This is a genomic window from Sphingobium agrisoli, from assembly GCF_041877245.1.
Classification (GTDB): domain Bacteria; phylum Pseudomonadota; class Alphaproteobacteria; order Sphingomonadales; family Sphingomonadaceae; genus Sphingobium.
Genome location: NZ_JBHDJI010000004.1, coordinates 17541 through 33909, shown reverse-complemented (window position 1 = coordinate 33909; position 16369 = coordinate 17541). Strand labels below are relative to the sequence as shown.

At 67.3% G+C, this 16369-nt stretch carries 17 protein-coding genes and 1 riboswitch; of the genes, 13 read left to right on the top strand and 4 right to left on the bottom strand.

The annotated features are described in order from the left end of the window. Nucleotides 1-128: 128 nt before the first annotated feature. The 4 genes from ACETPF_RS08430 to ACETPF_RS08415 are packed head-to-tail and all read left to right on the top strand — an operon-like array spanning nt 129 to nt 2651. The gene (locus ACETPF_RS08430) at nt 129-266 is read left to right on the top strand and encodes a hypothetical protein (protein WP_373934016.1); all 138 of its coding nucleotides are present in this window, start codon (nt 129-131) and stop codon (nt 264-266) included. Between the two features lie 11 nt (nt 267-277). Then, nucleotides 278-1075 (top strand): hypothetical protein, encoded by a 798-nt coding sequence (locus ACETPF_RS08425; RefSeq protein ID WP_373934015.1) that lies wholly within the window; start codon nt 278-280, stop codon nt 1073-1075. Beyond that, entirely contained in the window at nt 1063-2001 is a 939-nt protein-coding gene (locus tag ACETPF_RS08420) for a transposase (RefSeq protein WP_373934014.1), read from the top strand. Before ACETPF_RS08425 ends, ACETPF_RS08420 begins: the two co-directional genes overlap by 13 nt. Nucleotides 2002-2054: 53 nt before the next feature. Continuing rightward, complete coding sequence (locus ACETPF_RS08415; RefSeq protein ID WP_373934013.1) at nt 2055-2651, top strand: winged helix-turn-helix domain-containing protein; 597 nt, start codon at nt 2055-2057, stop codon at nt 2649-2651. Here the strand turns inward: ACETPF_RS08415 and ACETPF_RS08410 are convergent. Continuing rightward, complete coding sequence (locus tag ACETPF_RS08410; RefSeq protein ID WP_373934012.1) at nt 2630-3211, bottom strand: TetR/AcrR family transcriptional regulator; 582 nt, start codon at nt 3209-3211, stop codon at nt 2630-2632. The genes ACETPF_RS08415 and ACETPF_RS08410 overlap by 22 nt on opposite strands. A 156-nt stretch (nt 3212-3367) precedes the next feature. Here ACETPF_RS08410 and ACETPF_RS08405 point away from each other — a divergent pair, with 156 nt between their 5' ends. The 3 genes from ACETPF_RS08405 to ACETPF_RS08395 are packed head-to-tail and all read left to right on the top strand — an operon-like array spanning nt 3368 to nt 7566. Continuing rightward, entirely contained in the window at nt 3368-4882 is a 1515-nt protein-coding gene (locus ACETPF_RS08405) for an efflux transporter outer membrane subunit (RefSeq protein WP_373934011.1), read from the top strand. Beyond that, a complete protein-coding gene (locus tag ACETPF_RS08400) occupies nt 4875-6023 on the top strand; it encodes an EmrA/EmrK family multidrug efflux transporter periplasmic adaptor subunit (RefSeq protein ID WP_373934010.1) in 1149 nt (382 codons plus the stop codon). Before ACETPF_RS08405 ends, ACETPF_RS08400 begins: the two co-directional genes overlap by 8 nt. A gap of 13 nt (nt 6024-6036) precedes the next feature. Continuing rightward, the gene (locus ACETPF_RS08395; protein WP_373934009.1) at nt 6037-7566 is read left to right on the top strand and encodes a DHA2 family efflux MFS transporter permease subunit; all 1530 of its coding nucleotides are present in this window, start codon (nt 6037-6039) and stop codon (nt 7564-7566) included. Here ACETPF_RS08395 and mobA read toward each other — a convergent pair. Next, nucleotides 7563-8099: a molybdenum cofactor guanylyltransferase gene (mobA, locus tag ACETPF_RS08390; protein WP_373934008.1), complete on the bottom strand. Its 537-nt coding sequence runs from the start codon at nt 8097-8099 to the stop codon at nt 7563-7565. The two genes, ACETPF_RS08395 and mobA, sit on opposite strands and share 4 nt — an antisense overlap. A 59-nt stretch (nt 8100-8158) precedes the next feature. On the opposite strand from mobA, the gene ACETPF_RS08385 reads away from it, so the two are divergent. Together ACETPF_RS08385 and ACETPF_RS08380 are read left to right on the top strand one after the other, a co-directional pair. Continuing rightward, on the top strand, nt 8159-8959 hold the full coding sequence (locus ACETPF_RS08385; RefSeq protein WP_373934007.1) for a formate dehydrogenase accessory sulfurtransferase FdhD: 801 nt from the start codon (nt 8159-8161) through the stop codon (nt 8957-8959). Between the two features lie 60 nt (nt 8960-9019). Beyond that, nucleotides 9020-9236, top strand: a riboswitch (cobalamin riboswitch). Nucleotides 9237-9408: 172 nt separating this feature from the next. Next, a complete protein-coding gene (locus ACETPF_RS08380) occupies nt 9409-11253 on the top strand; it encodes a TonB-dependent receptor plug domain-containing protein (RefSeq protein WP_373934006.1) in 1845 nt (614 codons plus the stop codon). Between the two features lie 37 nt (nt 11254-11290). Here the strand turns inward: ACETPF_RS08380 and ACETPF_RS08375 are convergent, their stop codons facing one another. Then, entirely contained in the window at nt 11291-12097 is an 807-nt protein-coding gene (locus ACETPF_RS08375) for an ABC transporter substrate-binding protein (protein WP_373934005.1), read from the bottom strand. 38 nt (nt 12098-12135) lie between these two features. Here ACETPF_RS08375 and ACETPF_RS08370 point away from each other — a divergent pair, with 38 nt between their 5' ends. Next, a complete protein-coding gene (locus ACETPF_RS08370; RefSeq protein ID WP_373934004.1) occupies nt 12136-13131 on the top strand; it encodes a FecCD family ABC transporter permease in 996 nt (331 codons plus the stop codon). After that, nucleotides 13125-13895 carry an ABC transporter ATP-binding protein gene (locus ACETPF_RS08365; protein ID WP_373934003.1) on the top strand — a complete coding sequence of 257 codons (771 nt, stop codon included), beginning with the start codon at nt 13125-13127 and terminating at the stop codon, nt 13893-13895. Before ACETPF_RS08370 ends, ACETPF_RS08365 begins: the two co-directional genes overlap by 7 nt. On the opposite strand, the gene ACETPF_RS08360 is transcribed toward ACETPF_RS08365, so the two are convergent. Beyond that, the gene (locus ACETPF_RS08360) at nt 13892-15097 is read right to left on the bottom strand and encodes a penicillin-binding protein activator (protein ID WP_373934002.1); all 1206 of its coding nucleotides are present in this window, start codon (nt 15095-15097) and stop codon (nt 13892-13894) included. The genes ACETPF_RS08365 and ACETPF_RS08360 overlap by 4 nt on opposite strands. Nucleotides 15098-15108: 11 nt before the next feature. Here ACETPF_RS08360 and rsmI point away from each other — a divergent pair, with 11 nt between their 5' ends. Together rsmI and ACETPF_RS08350 are read left to right on the top strand one after the other, a co-directional pair. Further along, on the top strand, nt 15109-15945 hold the full coding sequence (rsmI, locus tag ACETPF_RS08355) for a 16S rRNA (cytidine(1402)-2'-O)-methyltransferase (RefSeq protein WP_373934001.1): 837 nt from the start codon (nt 15109-15111) through the stop codon (nt 15943-15945). Then, on the top strand, nt 15942-16295 hold the full coding sequence (locus tag ACETPF_RS08350; protein ID WP_373934000.1) for a YraN family protein: 354 nt from the start codon (nt 15942-15944) through the stop codon (nt 16293-16295). Before rsmI ends, ACETPF_RS08350 begins: the two co-directional genes overlap by 4 nt. The last annotated feature ends 74 nt before the right edge of the window (nt 16296-16369 follow it).

Sequence of the window (16369 nt, the reverse complement as noted above, 5' to 3'; positions counted from 1 at the left end):
CCACCGAGGATAGGAAACCGTGCCAAATAAATGGTTAACGGCAACCCGTGTGAATAATTTGATTTAACTGGATGCCCCGATGCGCGCGCCATAGCCTTCACGTCGCCACCATCAGGAGGGACGCCCGCATGACCGATCCAGTGACGCAACTCGCCATAGACGACATCGCAGACCTCAGCGACGGCCCAAGCCTGTTCGGCCTGGAGGATGGCGATGTGCTGGAAATCAGCCTGATGGACGTGGTCATCGCGGTCATCGTCAGGTGACATTGGCGGGCTTGGCGGCCACCGTTGCGGCGGCCGAGGATGCGCCGCTTGCGCAAGCAGTCGCGCTCATACGGCCGTTCATTGAGGACAGGGGCTGGTTCGACCGGCTTCTGACCGAGGAACTCTCCCTTATGGCCGCCGACCCGCTGCATTTGCCCGCCCTGCGAGCTAGCCGCAGAGGCGCGGCGCGCCATCTGGTGCTGGCCCGCACCGAGCGGATATGGGTTGCCGCCACCATCATAGACTCCGGCGAGCAACCGCCCAGCCGTATCCATTTCTGCGGCCGTATGCTGCTATGTCGTGCGCTGGCCGGCGATGTTGGCGGCGAACTCTACAGATTGGAGCAAGGCCGTGCGGTCTCTGCAGGCAGGCGATGCTGGCGCGACGGGACAGTCATCGCCCTCGACGAACGGCGCGAGGCGCTGTGCCTTGATCCTTCGGACGCGCCACTGCTGTTTCTGCGCGCCCAGATCGCGCCGATCGGCCCTGTCGCCGCGCGTATCCATGACCGGGCGAGCGGAGCGCCGATTGCAACCGCCCAGGCGGACGAAAGCCATGCCCGCGCCCTGATGCTGCTGTCACTGCTGCGGTTACAAGGCCGCCGGGACGCATCGCCCGCCTTCGCCGCTGCGCTCGACTCGCCGCTGCCGGCGCAGCGTTGGGCCGTGATGCGCGAATTTCTGGCGCTCGACACCGCCGCCGCGTTGCCGGCACTACATCGTATGGCCCGCGACGAAGGGGATGCGCCGGTCCGCGCCCTCGCCACCCGGACGATCACGCAGATCGAAGCCATGCCATGCCCCGCCTGATCGAACCGCCAAAGGACGACAGCGTCATCCACCTGGATGATCTGATCGACTGGTGCGAAAACGCTGCCTTCGATCCGACCTGCGAGGAGGGACTGGCCGCCGCTGCGCCGATGCTCCACGCCCTTTCGCGCAACCGCGATTTCCTGGCCGACCTCGCGCTTGCCGAACTCAAGACGCGCTGCGCCGATCAGCGCGGCACCAATCCCTATTCGGCGCAGGTCGTCCTGTTGCATCCACCGACCGATCGCTATGTGCTGCGCGCCGCCTTCTGGCCCGCCGCGCAGGATCATGTCGTCCGCATGAGCGGCGAAGCGGCCTTTCTTTACCACGTCCCCCACGATCACGGCTTCGATTTCCTGACGGTAGGCTATCTTGGCCCCGGCTATGGATCGGATTATTATGAATATGACCATAGTGACGTCGCCGGCGCGGATGGCGAGCCGGTTTCGCTTCGTTTCATCGAGTGCAGCCATCTGAGCGAGGGGCGGATGCTGCTCTATTGCGCCAACCGCGATATTCATGCCCAGTTGCCGCCGACTTCGCTGTCGGTCAGCCTCAACATTCTCGCCACCGCGCCCGATCAGGGGTGGCGGCGGCAATATCGCTTCGATCCCGCCCAGGGCCTCATCGCCCAGTGCATGACGGTTGCGAGCGCGCAACTGCTGCTTGAACTGGCGGTGGGGAGTGGCAACGGGAACGCACTGGACCTCGCCCACGACTTCGCGTTGCGCCATCCGGTCGATCCGATGCGCCTCACAGCTTGGCGGGCGATCGGCGGGGCCATGGCTGACGAACAGGCCCGATTGGACCATCTGGAGCGGGGCGCGTCGTCTTCCAGTCCGCTTATCCGGCACGCCAGTCGATCGAGATTGGTCCAGATCGGAGAGGAAAGGGCTTGTTCCGATGCGCTTCTGGCGGTGGGATGAGCCTGATCGAAACATGAAGGCGGGATGTGGGCAGGCGACTGGAACGCCATGACATGGGCGCCGATTTTGTCGCTGTAGCGCGCGCTCTCGCCGCGCGCGGGGTGAACCTCGCCATCCGGGCGGGCAAGGATCAAGCGCCGCTGGTGCAGGCCGGGGATGCCCTGATCCTATGGCAGGACGAGGACGATCCCTATGCCCGTGCTCGTGCGCTGGAAGGGGGCATGCAAGAGGTGGTCGGGCCGTGGATGCATGAGGCGGAGGCAGTCGCGCGCATCATCCGTCTCGCCGACGCGGCGCAGCCTGAACTCCGGCTGGGCGATCTCGTGATCCGGTTGGTGGATCGCAGTGTGACGCGGGCTGGTCGCCCGGTTCCGCTACTGGCGCGCGAATATGCGCTGCTGCTCCACCTCGCCCGCCATCCGGGGCAGGCTGTCAGCCGCAGCGAATTGCTGCGCGCCGTCTGGCGGCTGGATTTCGATCCCGGCACCAACAGCGTCGAGGTGCACATATCGCGCTTGCGCGGTAAGCTGGATCAGGGTTTTGCCACGAAGATGCTGCGAACCGTAAAGGGTCGCGGCTATGCGCTGCATCCGAGAGATGAGGGGCGGGAGCCCGCGGTTCTCAGCCCTTATTCCGCGACCGGCGCATAGGCGCGCAGAAACAAGTCGACCGCAAAGCGCACCTCGGCCTCTGCCTGTTCCGGGTCGACCCGATCTATGCCGCCCATCAGCAATTGCTTGTGGCTGCCCGCCATCAGCAATGCCGTCAAGGCATGCGCCGCCTCCGCCGGGTTTGCCTGCCGCAACGCCCCGCGCGCCATTGCAACGCCGATGAATCCCGCCATCAGAGTCTTGGTGTTTTTAGGCGCCAGATCGAAGAACATCTTGGCGAGTTGGGGAAAGCGACTGCCTTCCGCGATGACGAGTCGGTGGATTGCGATCGCCTCTGGCGACGTGATTTGTTTGAACAAACTCATGCAAGCGCGCTCCAGCGCGCTTGGCAACGGGACTGACGGGTCCAGCAACTGGGACAATTCCGCCCGATACCGATCGGCCTTGTCCGCCAAAGCCGCCGCGAACAACTCCTCCTTGGACCGGAAATAGGTCCACAACGTGCCCTTGGACCCGCCGAGCGCCGCGGCAATTCCGGACATCGTCGTGGCGGCATAGCCATGCTCAAGGAAGTAACGCTGCGCCACTGAGACGATCATGTCTCGCCGATCTTGCTTTCGCGCTTCGCGTCGGCTCAGACTTACAGGGACGCAGGGCTCCGTCATAAAATCGTACCCTATAGTATGATTGTGTAGTTGACAAGGTTGAGCGGCAGGCGCAATGGCGATTTTCCATACTCAGTGGTACGGTTTACTATGTCCTTGAGTCGCTTGACCCCCGCCGCCCGGATCGGTGGAGTTATCGCTGTCCTGCTCGGTTTGGGGGCTTGCGCCGCAGTCCCGGACCTGGGGCCTCAGCCGACTGCGCGAAGCCCGGAATCGATCGCCTCTGCGCGCAGCCTTGCCGCCGCACCTGCCGCTTGGCCGGGCGACGGCTGGTGGAAAGCCTATGGCGACCCGCAGCTTGACGCCTTGGTTGAGGAAGGTCTGCGCGCGTCGCCAGACGTGGCGGCGGCCGGCGCGCGGTTCCGCCGCGCCGCCGCCGCCGCGCAGCAGGCCGGCGCGGCTCTGCTGCCATCGGCCGATCTGGAAGCGAGCGCGCAGGCGGTCAGGCAAAGCTATAATATGGGCCTGCCCAAGGAGTTCGTGCCCCAGGGCTGGCTCGGGACAGGGCGGGTGGCGCTCGATCTCGGCTTCGACCTCGACCTTTGGGGACGGAACAGGGCGGCGCTCGCTGCCGCGACATCCGAAGCCCGCGCGGCGGACATTGACTCGCAGCAGGCGCGGCTCGCGCTCACGACCGCGATCGCCGACGCTTATGCGGACCTTGCCCGCCTGCATGACGAAGCCGATATTGCGAAGCGCACTTTGGACATCCGCGTTGCCACCCAGATGCTGGTGGCCGAGCGCCGCAAGAACGGACTCGAGACGCGCGGCAGCGTGCGCCAGGCGGACGCCACTGCTGCTTCGGCCCGCGCCCGGCTCGCCGCTGCGGCGATGGCGATCGAGTTGCGCCAGCATCAGATCGCGGCGCTGGTTGGTGCCGGCCCGGATCGCGGCCTCACCATCACCCGTCCCAGCCTGCCCATATCGACGCCCATGGGCCTTCCTGCGGACGTCACCACCAATCTTGTAGCCCGCCGCCCAGATGTCGCTGCGGCGCTCGCTCGTACGCAAGCCGCCGCCAAACGGATGAAGGTTGCCCGCGCCGATTTCTTTCCCGCGATCCGCCTGGGCGCGCTCGTCGGCGTTCAGTCGCTCGGCTATGAAACCATCTTCAACGGCACGGGCGCGGCCGGCGGGCCGAAGCCGTTCCTCGACAATCTGTTCAGCAAGGATTCGATCTTCGGCAATGTCGGCCCGGCGATCAGCCTGCCGATCTTCCGTGGCGGCGCATTGCAAGGCCAGTATCGCGGCGCACGCGCCACCTATGACGAAGCCGTCGCGACCTATGACCGTACCGTGCTCGCCGCTTATCAGGAGGTGGCCGACGCCGTTACGATGCGCCGCACCCTCGACCAGCGTCTAGTCGACGCCCGCGCCGCTGTGGCCGCGTCGGAGGACGCCTATGCCGTCGCGCAGAAGCGCTATAGCGGCGGCCTCTCTACCTATCTCGACGTTTTGACCGTCGAGGACCAGTTGCTTGCCGCCCGCCAGTCGCTCGCGGGGCTGGAAGCGGGCATATTCTCAAACGACATCGCGCTCGTGCGGGCGCTGGGCGGCGGGTTCGGCGCCCCGGACAGCATCTCGAAGGACACACCCCATGGCTGACGCCGCGCTGGAAACGACCGACATGGCCCCGCAGGACAAGCAGGCCGATCGCGCCTCTGCCCGCCGCACCTGGCTCATCCGTTTGGGGATGGCCGTGATGGTCATCGGCCTTTTGTGGGGCGCCTGGTATCTGCTGTTCGGCCGCAATCATGTCAGCACCGACAATGCCTATGTGAATGCCGAAATGGCGCAGGTCACGCCGCTCGTGTCGGCCCAGGTCGTGGCAGTGCTGGTCAGCGACACGCAGACGGTCCGCAAAGGCGACATTCTCGTCAAGCTCGACCCGACCAACGCACAGATCGCCGTCGCACAAGCGGAAGCGGACCTCGCCGAGGCGCGCCGCCGCTTCCGCCAGACGGCTGCGACAAGCGAATCGCTGTCGGCCCAGGTCGCGGCACGCGGTGCCGACATCGTTCAGGCGCGGGCGCAGCTTGCCACCGCGCAGGCCGAATATGAGAAAGCGCGCGTCGATCTCCAGCGGCGCGAAGCGCTGGTCGATGACGGCGCGGTGTCGGGCGATGAGGTGACGGCGGCGCGGCAGGCGTTCGCCAGCGCCCGCGCCGCGCTGGATCAGGCGCGCGCCGGCGTCGACACCGCGCAGGCGACCCGCAACGCCGCCAGCGGCCAATATCAGGCCAATGAAGCGCTGGTGCGCGGCGCGACGGTGGAGACAGACCCAGCAGTGCTGGCCGCCAAGGCGCGGCTCGAATCCGCCCGTCTCGATGTCGCGCGCAGCATCATCCGCGCGCCGATCGACGGCGTCATTTCGCGCCGGCAGGTCCAGGTGGGGCAGCGCGTGGCGCAGGGCAACTCGATCATGACCATCGTCCCGCTGAACCGCCTCTATGTCGACGCCAACTTCAAGGAGCGCCAGCTGCGCGACGTGAAGATCGGCATGCCGGCAAAGGTCACGTCTGACCTTTATGGCAGCGATGTCGTCTATCATGGCCGGGTGGTGGGCTTTTCCGGCGGCACCGGATCGTCCATGTCGCTGATCCCGGCGCAGAACGCGACCGGCAACTGGATCAAGGTGGTGCAGCGCCTGCCGCTCCGTATAGCCTTGGACTCCAAGGAGCTTGCCGCGCATCCGTTGCGCGTCGGGCTGTCGATGGACGTCGAACTCGACCTTTCCGAAAGATAAGGACGCTTCCGGCATGAGCGGCGACGACGACATCTTCTCCCGGCTTTCGCCGCGCGTGCGCGTCCTGGCGGGACTGGTGCTGGCGCTCAGCAATCTGATGGTGGTGCTCGACCTCACCATCGCCAACGTGTCGGTGCCGCACATTGCCGGCAATCTGGGCATATCGTCCGACCAAGGCACATGGATCATCACCTCCTACGCGGTGGCGGAGGCGATCTGCGTGCCGCTGACCGGTTGGCTCGCCCAGCGGTTCGGCGTCGTGCGGATGTTCACGCTGGCTATGGCGGGCTTCGGTCTCTTTTCGGTACTCTGCGGCCTGTCCTCCACGCTGATGATGCTGGTGGCGTGCCGGGTAGGCCAGGGGATTTGCGGCGGTCCGATCATGCCCATGTCGCAGACGCTGCTGATACGGATATTCCCGCCGGAAACGCGGGGAAGGGCGATGGGGCTTTGGGCCATGACGACGCTGATGGGGCCGGCGCTTGGTCCGATCGTTGGCGGCTATATCAGCGACAATTGGAGCTGGCACTGGATTTTCTTCATCAACCTGCCGATCGCGGTGCTGTGCGTGTTCGCCGCCCAGGCGCTGCTGCGCCCGGTTGAAACGGATACGGCGCGCGTTCCGATCGACAAGGTGGGATTGGCTCTGCTTGTCTTCTGGATCGGCTGCCTTCAGATCGTGCTGGACATCGGCCGTGACCATGACTGGTTCGCCGACCCGATGATCATCGCGCTCTCGATCCTGGCTTTGGTCGGTTTCCTGGTCTTCGTCATCTGGGAACTGACCGAGGAGCATCCGGTCGTCGATCTGCGGGTGTTCCGCCATGTCGGCTTCAGTTCGGGGGTCTTCACCCTGTCGCTTTGCTTTGGTGCCTATTTCGCCAGCATCGTCGTCATTCCGCAATGGTTGCAGATATCGATGGGCTACACGGCGACCTGGGCGGGGATCGTCACGGCGTTGACGGCGATGGCGGCGCTGTTAACGGCGCCGGTCGCAGCCAGCCTCATGACCAGGGTCGATCCACGACTGATGATATCCTGCGCGGTCGCGTGGATCGGCATCATTTCGCTTTGGCGCGCGCATTGGACCAGTGGCGTCGACTTCGGCTCCATGGCGTTGCCCCAGTTCATTCAGGGCTTTGCGCTCCCCTTCTTCTTCATCCCGCTCACCACTCTGACGCTCGGATCGGTGCTTCCGAGCGAAACGGCGTCCGCCGCCGGCCTTCAGAATTTCGTCCGCACGATGTCGGTTGCGATCGCCACCTCGCTCGTCCTCACCACATGGAGCGATTCGCAACGGGTGGCGCGCAACGACATGGCGGGGGTCTTGCAGCCCGACCAGACACAGTCGGCGCTGACCGGGATCGGGCTGTCGGCCGAGCAGGCGCGCCAGACCATCTCCAACATCGTCGAGCAGGAGGCGATCGTCATCGCGGTCGATCATGTCTTCTTCCTGTCGGCGATCATCCTGTTCGCCGCCGCGGTGGTCGTGTGGATCGCGCCCAAGCCGCGCGCCAACGTGGACACATCGGCCGCCCATTAGGCGCTCCCTGATCCCCATCTCGCCAGGTCTTCGGCCCGGTTGATATTGGGGAGGTCGAGGCCATCCGCCGCGACCGCGCGCGCCCCGATCCGCTCTGCCCAGCCCCGGATCGAGCGGCTGTTCGGCTCCGAGAGATGGGCGTCCAGTTCATCTGCCAGCGTCGATGGCCACCATCCGATCAGCGGCTGCCCGGCGACGAAAGCGGGGCCGCTCCCCAGCAGCAGTGCGGGGATCGCGGCGGGATAGACCGGCATGTCGCACCCGCTGCTGAGCACCCCCGCAAATCCGTGGGTGCGGGCATGATGGAGCGCCGCATTGAGCCCGCCCAATGGCCCCAAGTCCGGTTGCGGTCGATCCGCCAGACCGCCCGGCCTGCCGCAGATCACGACCTGCGTGACATGCGGCGCCAGCCCGGCCACCGCATGGTCGAGCAAGGTCCGCCCGTCCGGCAGCAGGGCGACCGCCTTGTCGCTGCCGAAACGGCGCGACCGCCCGCCGGCCAATATCGCCCCCAATAACGGTGACGGCTGCATCGCATCGTCCTTGTCTGCGCCCCCTGTCGGGGCAAGCCGGCATTGCCTATAGCCGGGCGATGCACAAGCCCGACCCGCTCGCAACGCTCCGCTTCGACCGCCTGACGCCGGATGGCGAGTCCTCCTTCATCGATCGGCCGATCGCCGAGGAGGTACCCGTCGCGATCGAATTCAACGGCGTCGGTTATGCGGTGCTGATGGCGACGCCCGCCGACATAGGCGATCTCGTCAACGGCTTTGCCCTGGCCGAACGGCTGGCGGAGCCCCAAGACCTGCCGCTCGATGTCGATGTGCATCGGGCCGACCAAGGACTGATCGCGCGCGCCACGCTGCCGCCCGCGCGGACCGACGCGCTGCTGGACCGGGTGCGGCATCGCGTGTCCGATTCGAGTTGCGGGTTGTGCGGGATCGAGAATCTGGAACAGGCGATCCGGCCTCTGCCGCGCGTGACGGCGCGATCCGCAGCCACGCCGGCCGCCATCTTTCGCGCCCTCGACGATCTGTCGGCGCATCAGCCGCTTAACAAGGCGACCGGTGCAGCCCATGCCGCCGCCTGGGCCGGGCCGGACGGTGCGATCCGGCTGGTGCGGGAGGATGTCGGGCGGCATAATGCCTTCGACAAGCTCATCGGCGCGATGGCTGCTTCCGGGGAAGGGTGGGACGGCGGCTTTGCCCTGCTTACATCGCGCTGTTCCTTCGAGCTTGTGGAGAAAGCGGTGCTGAGCGGTTGCCCGTTGCTCGTCACCATGTCCGCGCCGACCCGGCTCGCCGCCGACCGCGCCGCCGCCGCCGGCCTGCCGCTCGTCGTGCTGGCGCGCCGCGACGCGCTGTTGCTGCAGGGCCACATCGCCGGCGCATGAGGTGCTTGGCAAGCGCCCGCCTTTCCCCTAGAGGCCGCAGCGCGGACGGGCGCATAGCCCATCCGTGATGATCGCGCCGGTGCCCGGAAACGGGCTTAATCGGGAATGCGGTGCGGGCGATCCGTCGCCCAAATCCGCGGCTGTCCCTGCAACTGTAAGCGGATAGCGCGATGCACATGGGTCGAAAGACCGGCCACTGGAGCAACGCTCCGGGAAGGCTCGTGCATCGATGCTGCGACCCGCGAGCCAGGAGACCTGCCGGCGCTTGGTCGCTCTTGCTTTGGTCCAGGGGATGGCCGGGGCACGGTGGTTTTCCGTCGAGCGACGCCATGCGGCCGGGGCCGCATCGGGTTGCGGGCGGGATCTGGCGTCGTCCCCTTGCGTATCCGACCGTCGACAAGGCGGAAGCCCCAGGCCCCAAGTCGCACCCGACGCCTTTGGGGTTCATCATGTTGAAGTACGGACTATCCTTCGCGGCCATTCTGGTCGCGCATCCTGCTGTGGCGCAGGAGGATGACCAGCAGATCATCGTCACCGCCGTCGGCATCGCCCAGCCGCGCGACGAGGTCGGCCAGGCGGTCACGATCATCGATGCGGAAACGATCCAGCGGCGGCAGGCGATCGACGTGGTCGATCTGCTCGCGACGACTCCCGGCGTGCGGTTCAACCGCACCGGCACGATCGGCAGCACCACCGGCGTGTCGCTGCGCGGGGCGGAGACGACGCAGACCTTGGTGCTGATCGACGGCGTCAAGGTCAATGACCCGAGCGGCATCGGCGATGGCTATGATTTCGGCCCGCTGCTGACCGGCAATATCCGGCGGATCGAAATCCTGCGCGGATCGAACTCGGTCGTCTATGGCAGCCAGGCGATCGGCGGCGTCGTCAACCTGATGACCGCCGTGCCGGCCGACGGCTTTGCCGCCAACGCCTCGGCCGAATATGGCTATAGCGACACCTGGAGCGCCAAGGCGGACGTGTCCGGCAGCAGCGGCATCGCGGCAGGTGGGATCGGTGCGGCTTATTTCCGCACCGACGGCATATCGTCGGCGGCGGGTGGCACCGAGCGGGACGGGACGGAGAATATCGCCACCAATGCCCGGCTGACGCTCAACTTCACCGATGCGCTCAGCCTCGACCTGCGCGGCTATTATATCCATGCCGATCTCGACTATGACAGCTTCTTCGGCGCGCCGGCCGACAGCAGCGACGTGTCGAAGCTTGATCAATATGTCGGCTATGCCGGGATCAACCTGGCGCTGCTCGACGGAAAGCTCACCAACCGGGCGGCGGTGACTTATCTTCGCAACGACCGCGACTATTATTTCGTGCGGGGGACCGACCCCGACTATGGCTACAAGGGCACGAACCTGCGCTTCGAATATGAGGGCGTCTATGCGCCGGTCGATGCGGCCAGGTTCATCCTGGGCTATGAGCATGAGCGGCCGGACTATGATTTCTTCGGCTTCGGATCGACCAGCAGCGCGCGGATCAACATCGACAGCGTCTATGGCCTCGCCATCGTCAAGCCGTTCGAGGGTCTGGCGGTGACCGGCGGCGTGCGCCATGACGACCATAGCCAGTTTGGCGGCGCAACCACGTTCGGCGCGAATGCCAACTATTCGCCCAATGGCGGCGCGACCAATGTGCGGCTAAGCTATGGCGAGGGATTCAAGGCGCCGTCGCTCTACCAGCTTTATGACAGCTTCAGCGGCAATGCGGCGCTGCGGCCGGAACGGTCGAAGAGCTATGACATCGGCTTCGACCAGCGGCTGGACGGCGGCCGCGCGGTGTTCTCGGTCACGGCGTTCCGACGGGATACGCGCAACCAGATCAACTATGACAGCGCCACCTTCACTTACGGCAACATCGACCGCACCCGCGCCAAGGGCGTGGAAGCATCGGTGGCGCTGAAGCCGGTGGACGCGCTGACGGTGACGGGCAGCTACTCCTATGCCGATGCGCGGGACCGTTCGCCGGGATCGGCCTTCCATGGCAATCGCCTCGCGCGGCGGGCCGCCAATCAGGTGAGCGTGTCGGCCGATTATGACTGGTCGTTCGGCCTGTCCACCGGTGCGACCGTCACGATGGTCAGCGACAGCTTCGACAATGCGGCGAACACGCGGCGGCTGGACGGTTACGCGCTGCTGGGTGTGCGGGCGTCGCTGCCGATCGGTGAGCATCTGGAAGTCTATGGCCGGATCGACAATCTGACCGACGAAGCCTACGCCACCGCCTATGGCTACAGCACTTACGGCCGATCCGCCTATGGCGGCGTGCGTGTCCGTTTCTGACGAACAACGGAAAGGGGCGGGCGCTGTGCCCGCCCCGCTATCGCGTGTTCAGGCGCGCGGTCATGGCGCGCGCGGCCTGCACATAGGCCGGGCCGCCGCACACGGTCCAGGCCTGCGGCAGGCTGATGCGCTTGATGGTACGCAGCGCCGGATGATGCAGCATTTCGGTGCCCTGATCCTGCACCCGGTCGGTGGCCTGCTCGACGATCAGCCAGTCGGGGCGGGCGGCGACCATTTCCTCCAGCGAGAGTTGCGCCAGCGCCGGCTTGCCGAGCTTTCCTGCGAGATTGGTCAGTCCCACCCGGCGCATCAGGTCATCCACCAAAGTGCCCGCGCCGGTCAGATAGCCGCGCCGTTGATAATAAGCGGCGATGCCGCCGTGCCGGGTGCGGGGCAGCGTGGCAAGGTCGCGGTTCATCTGCGCGATCAGCGCCTCCCCCCGATCGGTATGCCCGACCGCGCGGGCCACCTGCCGTATCTGGCCGAGGATCGCGGCATAGCTGGTCGCGTCCGCCACCCCCAGCGTCCGCCAGCGGCCCGGCGGCGCTGCCGCCAGCGCGCCGCCGCCGACGGGATAGCCGATCAGCAGGTCGGGCTGGATCGCCAGCACTTCCTCCGGCCCGCGCCGCAGACTGCGAAAGGCGCGCGCCTTGTCCGCTGCTGCCGACAATTCGGGATCGCGCGCGTTGATGCTGAGTGCGGCGATCTGGCCCGGATCGGCGAGGGCCAGCAGATATTGGTCGGCGCAGACATTGAGCGACACGATCCGCCGGGGCGCGGATGGCGCTGTCGCGCCGGTCAGCAGCGGCAGGGCGAAAGTCGCAAGGAGCAAAGAGCGGAGCACGCTTGCTGCTTCGCGAACCGTGGCGGACGGGTCAAGCCATGATGCGCGCCCGTTCTCCGCTGCTCCTGCCGGCGCTTATGTTGTTGCTGATAGTCGCGTCGCTGGCGTCGCTGATGCTCGGCACCGTTCCGATCGCGCCGGATCGCATCCTTGCGGTTCTCGCCGGCGGCGGCGATCCGGTGGCGCGCACCATCATCGTCGACCTGCGCCTGCCGCGCACGGTCCTGAGCCTTGTAGTCGGGGCGATGCTTAGCCTGTCAGGAGCGACGCTCCAGGGTTATCTTCGCAATCCGCTGGCGGAGCCTTCGGTGCTGGGTCTGTCCAATGCCGCCGCATTGGGGGCGGTTTGCGCGCTCTATTTCGGGCTGTCGCAGCTTCATCCCGTCATGCTGCCGCTGCTCGCGATCATGGCGGCGCTGGTCGCGGCCGGGGCGCTGTTCCTGTTGTCGGGCACGGCGGAAAGTCCATTGACGCTGATCCTGGCGGGCATCGCCGTCGCGACGCTGGCGGGGGCAGGGATCAGCCTGGCGCTCAACCTGTCGCCCAATCCCTTCGCGGCGATGGAGATCATGAGCTGGCTGATGGGGAGCCTTGAGAACCGCAGCGGCGCGCATCTGTGGGTTGCTATTCCGTGTGTCGTGATCGGCGGTGCGTTGCTCCTGAGCGATGGGCGCGCGCTCGATGCGCTGACGCTGGGGGAAGAGGGCGCGCAGGCGCTGGGCGTCGATCCGGGCCGGATGCGGTGGCGGATGATGCTGGGCATCGCGATCGGGGTCGGCGGCGCGGTGGCCGTGTCGGGGGCGATCGGTTTCGTCGGGCTGATCGTGCCGCATCTCGTCCGTCCGCTGACCGACCGGTCGCCGTCCGCCGTGCTGCTGCCCTCGCTGCTGGGCGGGGCGATCCTGCTGACGCTGGCTGATATCGGCGTTCGGCTCATCCCCACGACCAGCGAACTGAAGCTGGGCGTGGTGACGGCCTTGCTGGGCGTGCCCTTCTTCCTTTTCCACCTGATCCGGGCGCGGCGGCTATGGTGACGATCGCGGCGGAGGGGCTGTCGGTGCGGTTGGGGCGGCATCCGGCGGTGACGGGCATCGACCTGCGCCTGACGCCGGGCCAACTGGTCGGGATCATCGGCCCCAATGGCGCGGGCAAGTCGACGCTGATGCGCGCGCTGCTGGGGCTGGCGCGGCCGACGGCGGGGCGGGTGACGATCGACGGGGCGGATATTGCCAAGCTGGACCGCCGCGCCGTCGCCCGCGCCATCGCCTATCTGCCGCAGGGGCAGACGCTGCACTGGCCGCTCAGCGCCGAGCGACTGGTGGCATTGGGGCGGTTGCCGCATCTTGGTCCGCTCTCGCGCCTGTCGAGCGAGGATGCGACGGCGATCGACGCTGCCCTGGCGCAGACCGACGCGCTAAATCTGAAGAACCGGATCGCGACCGAATTGTCAGGGGGCGAACGCGCCCGAGTCCTGCTCGCCCGCGCGCTGGCGGTGGGCGCGCCGGCGCTGATCGCCGACGAACCGCTGGCGGCGCTCGATCCGGGGCATCAGATCGATGTCATGACGCTGCTGCGAGACCAGGCGCGGGGCGGGGCGCTGGTGGTGACGGTGCTGCACGATCTCAACATCGCCGCGCGCTGGTGCGACCGGCTGCTGCTGATGGACGGCGGCGCTCTGGTTGCCGATGGCGCGCCGCTCGACGTGCTGACCCATGCCAATCTGGCGCGGGTCTATGGCGTGACGGCCCGGATCGAGGAGGGCGGCGCGCCGCTGGTGATCCCGACCGGCCGGCTTTAGTTGCCGAAGCCGCGCGGCGCGGGATCGACCACATTATAGGCGCCCGCACCGACCTCGTTCACCTCCAGCGCGCGTTCGGCGACGCCGCCTCGACCAAAGCGGAACGCGCCGTCGATGCCGGAAAAGCCGCCCCCGTCGCGCAGCCGCGCGGCGGGGAAGGGGGTGCCGGGCCGCCAGTCCTGCGCGATCCGAACGGTCAGCAGCACCGCGTCGTAGCCGAGCGAGGAGAGGCGGAAGGGCGCGCTGCCGTAGCGGGCGCGATATTTGCCGGCGAGCTGGCGGTACAGCGTGTCCGAAACGCTGGCGAACCAGGCGCCGCGCAGCACCGGGCTGGCGGCGAGCGACGTGTCTGCGTTCCAGAGTTCGGTGCCGAGCAGCCGCGCGGTCGCGCCGCCGTTCTTGCGGACGACCGGCGCGACCTGGAGCGCGACTCGGCCGCTGTCGGCGATCAGCAGCGCGTCATAGCTGGAGGATGCCTGCAATTTCTTGACCGCCGCGGTGATGGAGGCGGGGGAGCGATCGAAATTCTGCATCGACACGACCGTGCCGCCGGCCTGCTCGACCGCGCGCAGCAGCGCGTTGCCCGAGCGTTCGCCATAGGTGCCGCGCGGCACCAGCGCGCCGAAGCGGGACAGTCCCTTCGACCGGGCGAACTCCACCACCCGCTCGATCGACTGACCGGGATTATAGCCCATCACATAGACGCCCGCACCCGCGACGCTGGTGTCGTTGGAAAAGCTGATGACCGGGACATTGGCGCGCGCCGCGATCGGGCCGATCACGCGGGCGTCCTCCGCCAGCAGCGGCCCCAGGATCAGGCGGTTGCCGTCCGCCAGCGCCCGGTTGACCGCAGCCGCAGCGCCGAGCGCCGTATCATAGGTTGTGATGCGGACCTTGTCGGTCTTCGTATCCAGCAGCGCCAATGTCGTCGCGTTGGCGATCGACTGGCCGACGCCCGCATTGCTGCCGCTCATCGGCACCAGCAGCGCGACGCGGTGGCGGGTCGCGTCGGTCGGCAGGCCCTGCACCACTTCGGGCGTCGTCGGCTGCGCCGGGCCGGTGGGCGTGGTGGGCACATCGCCCTTGGGCACGATCGACTGGCAGGCGGCGAGCGCCAGGGCGCTGGCGGCAAAGGCGATCCGCGCGCCGCGTTTCAGGACGGCGAACACATCTGCTTGCCGGGGGGCATCCGTCTCTGTCATCTGGCGTCCTTATGGAAATCGAACCTCTTGAGCCGGGGCTTTACATCGTCGCAGGGCCAATCGGCAACCTTGGAGACCTGACCCCGCGCGCGGCCGACATATTGCGCCGGGCGGACGTGGTGGCCGTGGAGGATACGCGGGTCAGCGCGCGGCTGCTGCGCCATGCCGGGTCCGACCGGCCGATGCTGCCCTATCACGACCATAGCGCCGACCATGTGCGCGCGCGGCTGGTGGAGCGGATGGCGAGCGAATCGGTCGCCTTGCTGTCGGACGCCGGCACGCCGCTGATCTCCGATCCCGGCTACAAGCTGGTGCGGGACGCGCGGGCGGCGGGGCGGGCGATCACGACGCTGCCGGGGCCGAGCGCGGCGATCGCGGCGCTGACGCTGTCGGGCCTGCCGACCGATCGCTTCCTGTTTATGGGCTTCCTGCCCGCCAAGGCCAAGGCGCGGGGCGACGCGCTGGACGAGGTGGCGGGGGTGCGGGCGACCCTGGTCTTCTACGAAAGCGGGCCGCGCCTGTCCGAGAGCCTGTCCGCCATGGCGGCGCATCTGGGCGACCGCGAGGCGGCGGTGAGCCGGGAGATCAGCAAGGCGTTCGAGGAGACGGCGACCGGCACCTTGTCCGAACTTTCCGCCCGCTACGCCGATGCGCCGCCCAAGGGGGAGATCGTGGTGACGGTTGGCCCGCCGGGCGACGCGCCGCCGGCCAGCGCCGAGGATGCCGACGCTGCGCTGCGCGAGGCGCTGACCCGCCTGCCGGTGTCCAAGGCGGCGGGGGAGGTGGCGAAGAAGCTGGGGCTGGACCGGCGCGCGCTTTATGACCGGGCGATGGAACTCAAGGCGTGAAGAAGCAGCGTGCCGAGCAACGCGGGCGGCAGGCGGAGCGGATCGCGGGCTGGTGGCTGCGCCTCAAGGGCTGGGAGATTATCGGCCGCCGGCTCCGCACGCCGGCGGGCGAGGTGGATTTGGTCGCGCGCAAGGATGCGATGCTCGCCTTTGTCGAGGTCAAGGCGCGGGGGAGCGCGGCGGACCTCGACCTCGCCATCGACGAACGGCGGCTGGCAAGGGTCGCGGCGGCGGCCGATATCCTCTGGCATGAACTGGGCCGGCCGGGTGACGACATGCGAATCGATGTGATCCTGCTTGCGCCGGGACACATGCCGCGCCATCTGGCGAATGTCTGGCATGGGGGGTGATGATCTGCCCCATCAGTTAATCCCGTTCGTTTCGAGCGAAGGTTCGAGCGAAGCCGAGGACCGACGTCGAGAAG

Bases quoted from the DNA above. Each gene is read 5' to 3' on its own strand.
- ACETPF_RS08380 (WP_373934006.1), top strand. From the start codon at position 9,409: ATGTTGAAGTACGGACTATCCTTCGCGGCCATTCTGGTCGCGCATCCT.
- mobA (WP_373934008.1), bottom strand. From the start codon at position 8,099: ATGCAGCCGTCACCGTTATTGGGGGCGATATTGGCCGGCGGGCGGTCG.
- ACETPF_RS08360 (WP_373934002.1), bottom strand. From the start codon at position 15,097: ATGACAGAGACGGATGCCCCCCGGCAAGCAGATGTGTTCGCCGTCCTG.
- ACETPF_RS08385 (WP_373934007.1), top strand. From the start codon at position 8,159: ATGCACAAGCCCGACCCGCTCGCAACGCTCCGCTTCGACCGCCTGACG.
- ACETPF_RS08370 (WP_373934004.1), top strand. From the start codon at position 12,136: ATGATGCGCGCCCGTTCTCCGCTGCTCCTGCCGGCGCTTATGTTGTTG.
- ACETPF_RS08395 (WP_373934009.1), top strand. From the start codon at position 6,037: ATGAGCGGCGACGACGACATCTTCTCCCGGCTTTCGCCGCGCGTGCGC.
- ACETPF_RS08415 (WP_373934013.1), top strand. From the start codon at position 2,055: ATGGGCGCCGATTTTGTCGCTGTAGCGCGCGCTCTCGCCGCGCGCGGG.
- ACETPF_RS08410 (WP_373934012.1), bottom strand. From the start codon at position 3,211: ATGATCGTCTCAGTGGCGCAGCGTTACTTCCTTGAGCATGGCTATGCC.
- ACETPF_RS08405 (WP_373934011.1), top strand. From the start codon at position 3,368: ATGTCCTTGAGTCGCTTGACCCCCGCCGCCCGGATCGGTGGAGTTATC.
- ACETPF_RS08400 (WP_373934010.1), top strand. From the start codon at position 4,875: ATGGCTGACGCCGCGCTGGAAACGACCGACATGGCCCCGCAGGACAAG.
- rsmI (WP_373934001.1), top strand. From the start codon at position 15,109: ATGGAAATCGAACCTCTTGAGCCGGGGCTTTACATCGTCGCAGGGCCA.
- ACETPF_RS08365 (WP_373934003.1), top strand. From the start codon at position 13,125: ATGGTGACGATCGCGGCGGAGGGGCTGTCGGTGCGGTTGGGGCGGCAT.
- ACETPF_RS08430 (WP_373934016.1), top strand. From the start codon at position 129: ATGACCGATCCAGTGACGCAACTCGCCATAGACGACATCGCAGACCTC.
- ACETPF_RS08420 (WP_373934014.1), top strand. From the start codon at position 1,063: ATGCCCCGCCTGATCGAACCGCCAAAGGACGACAGCGTCATCCACCTG.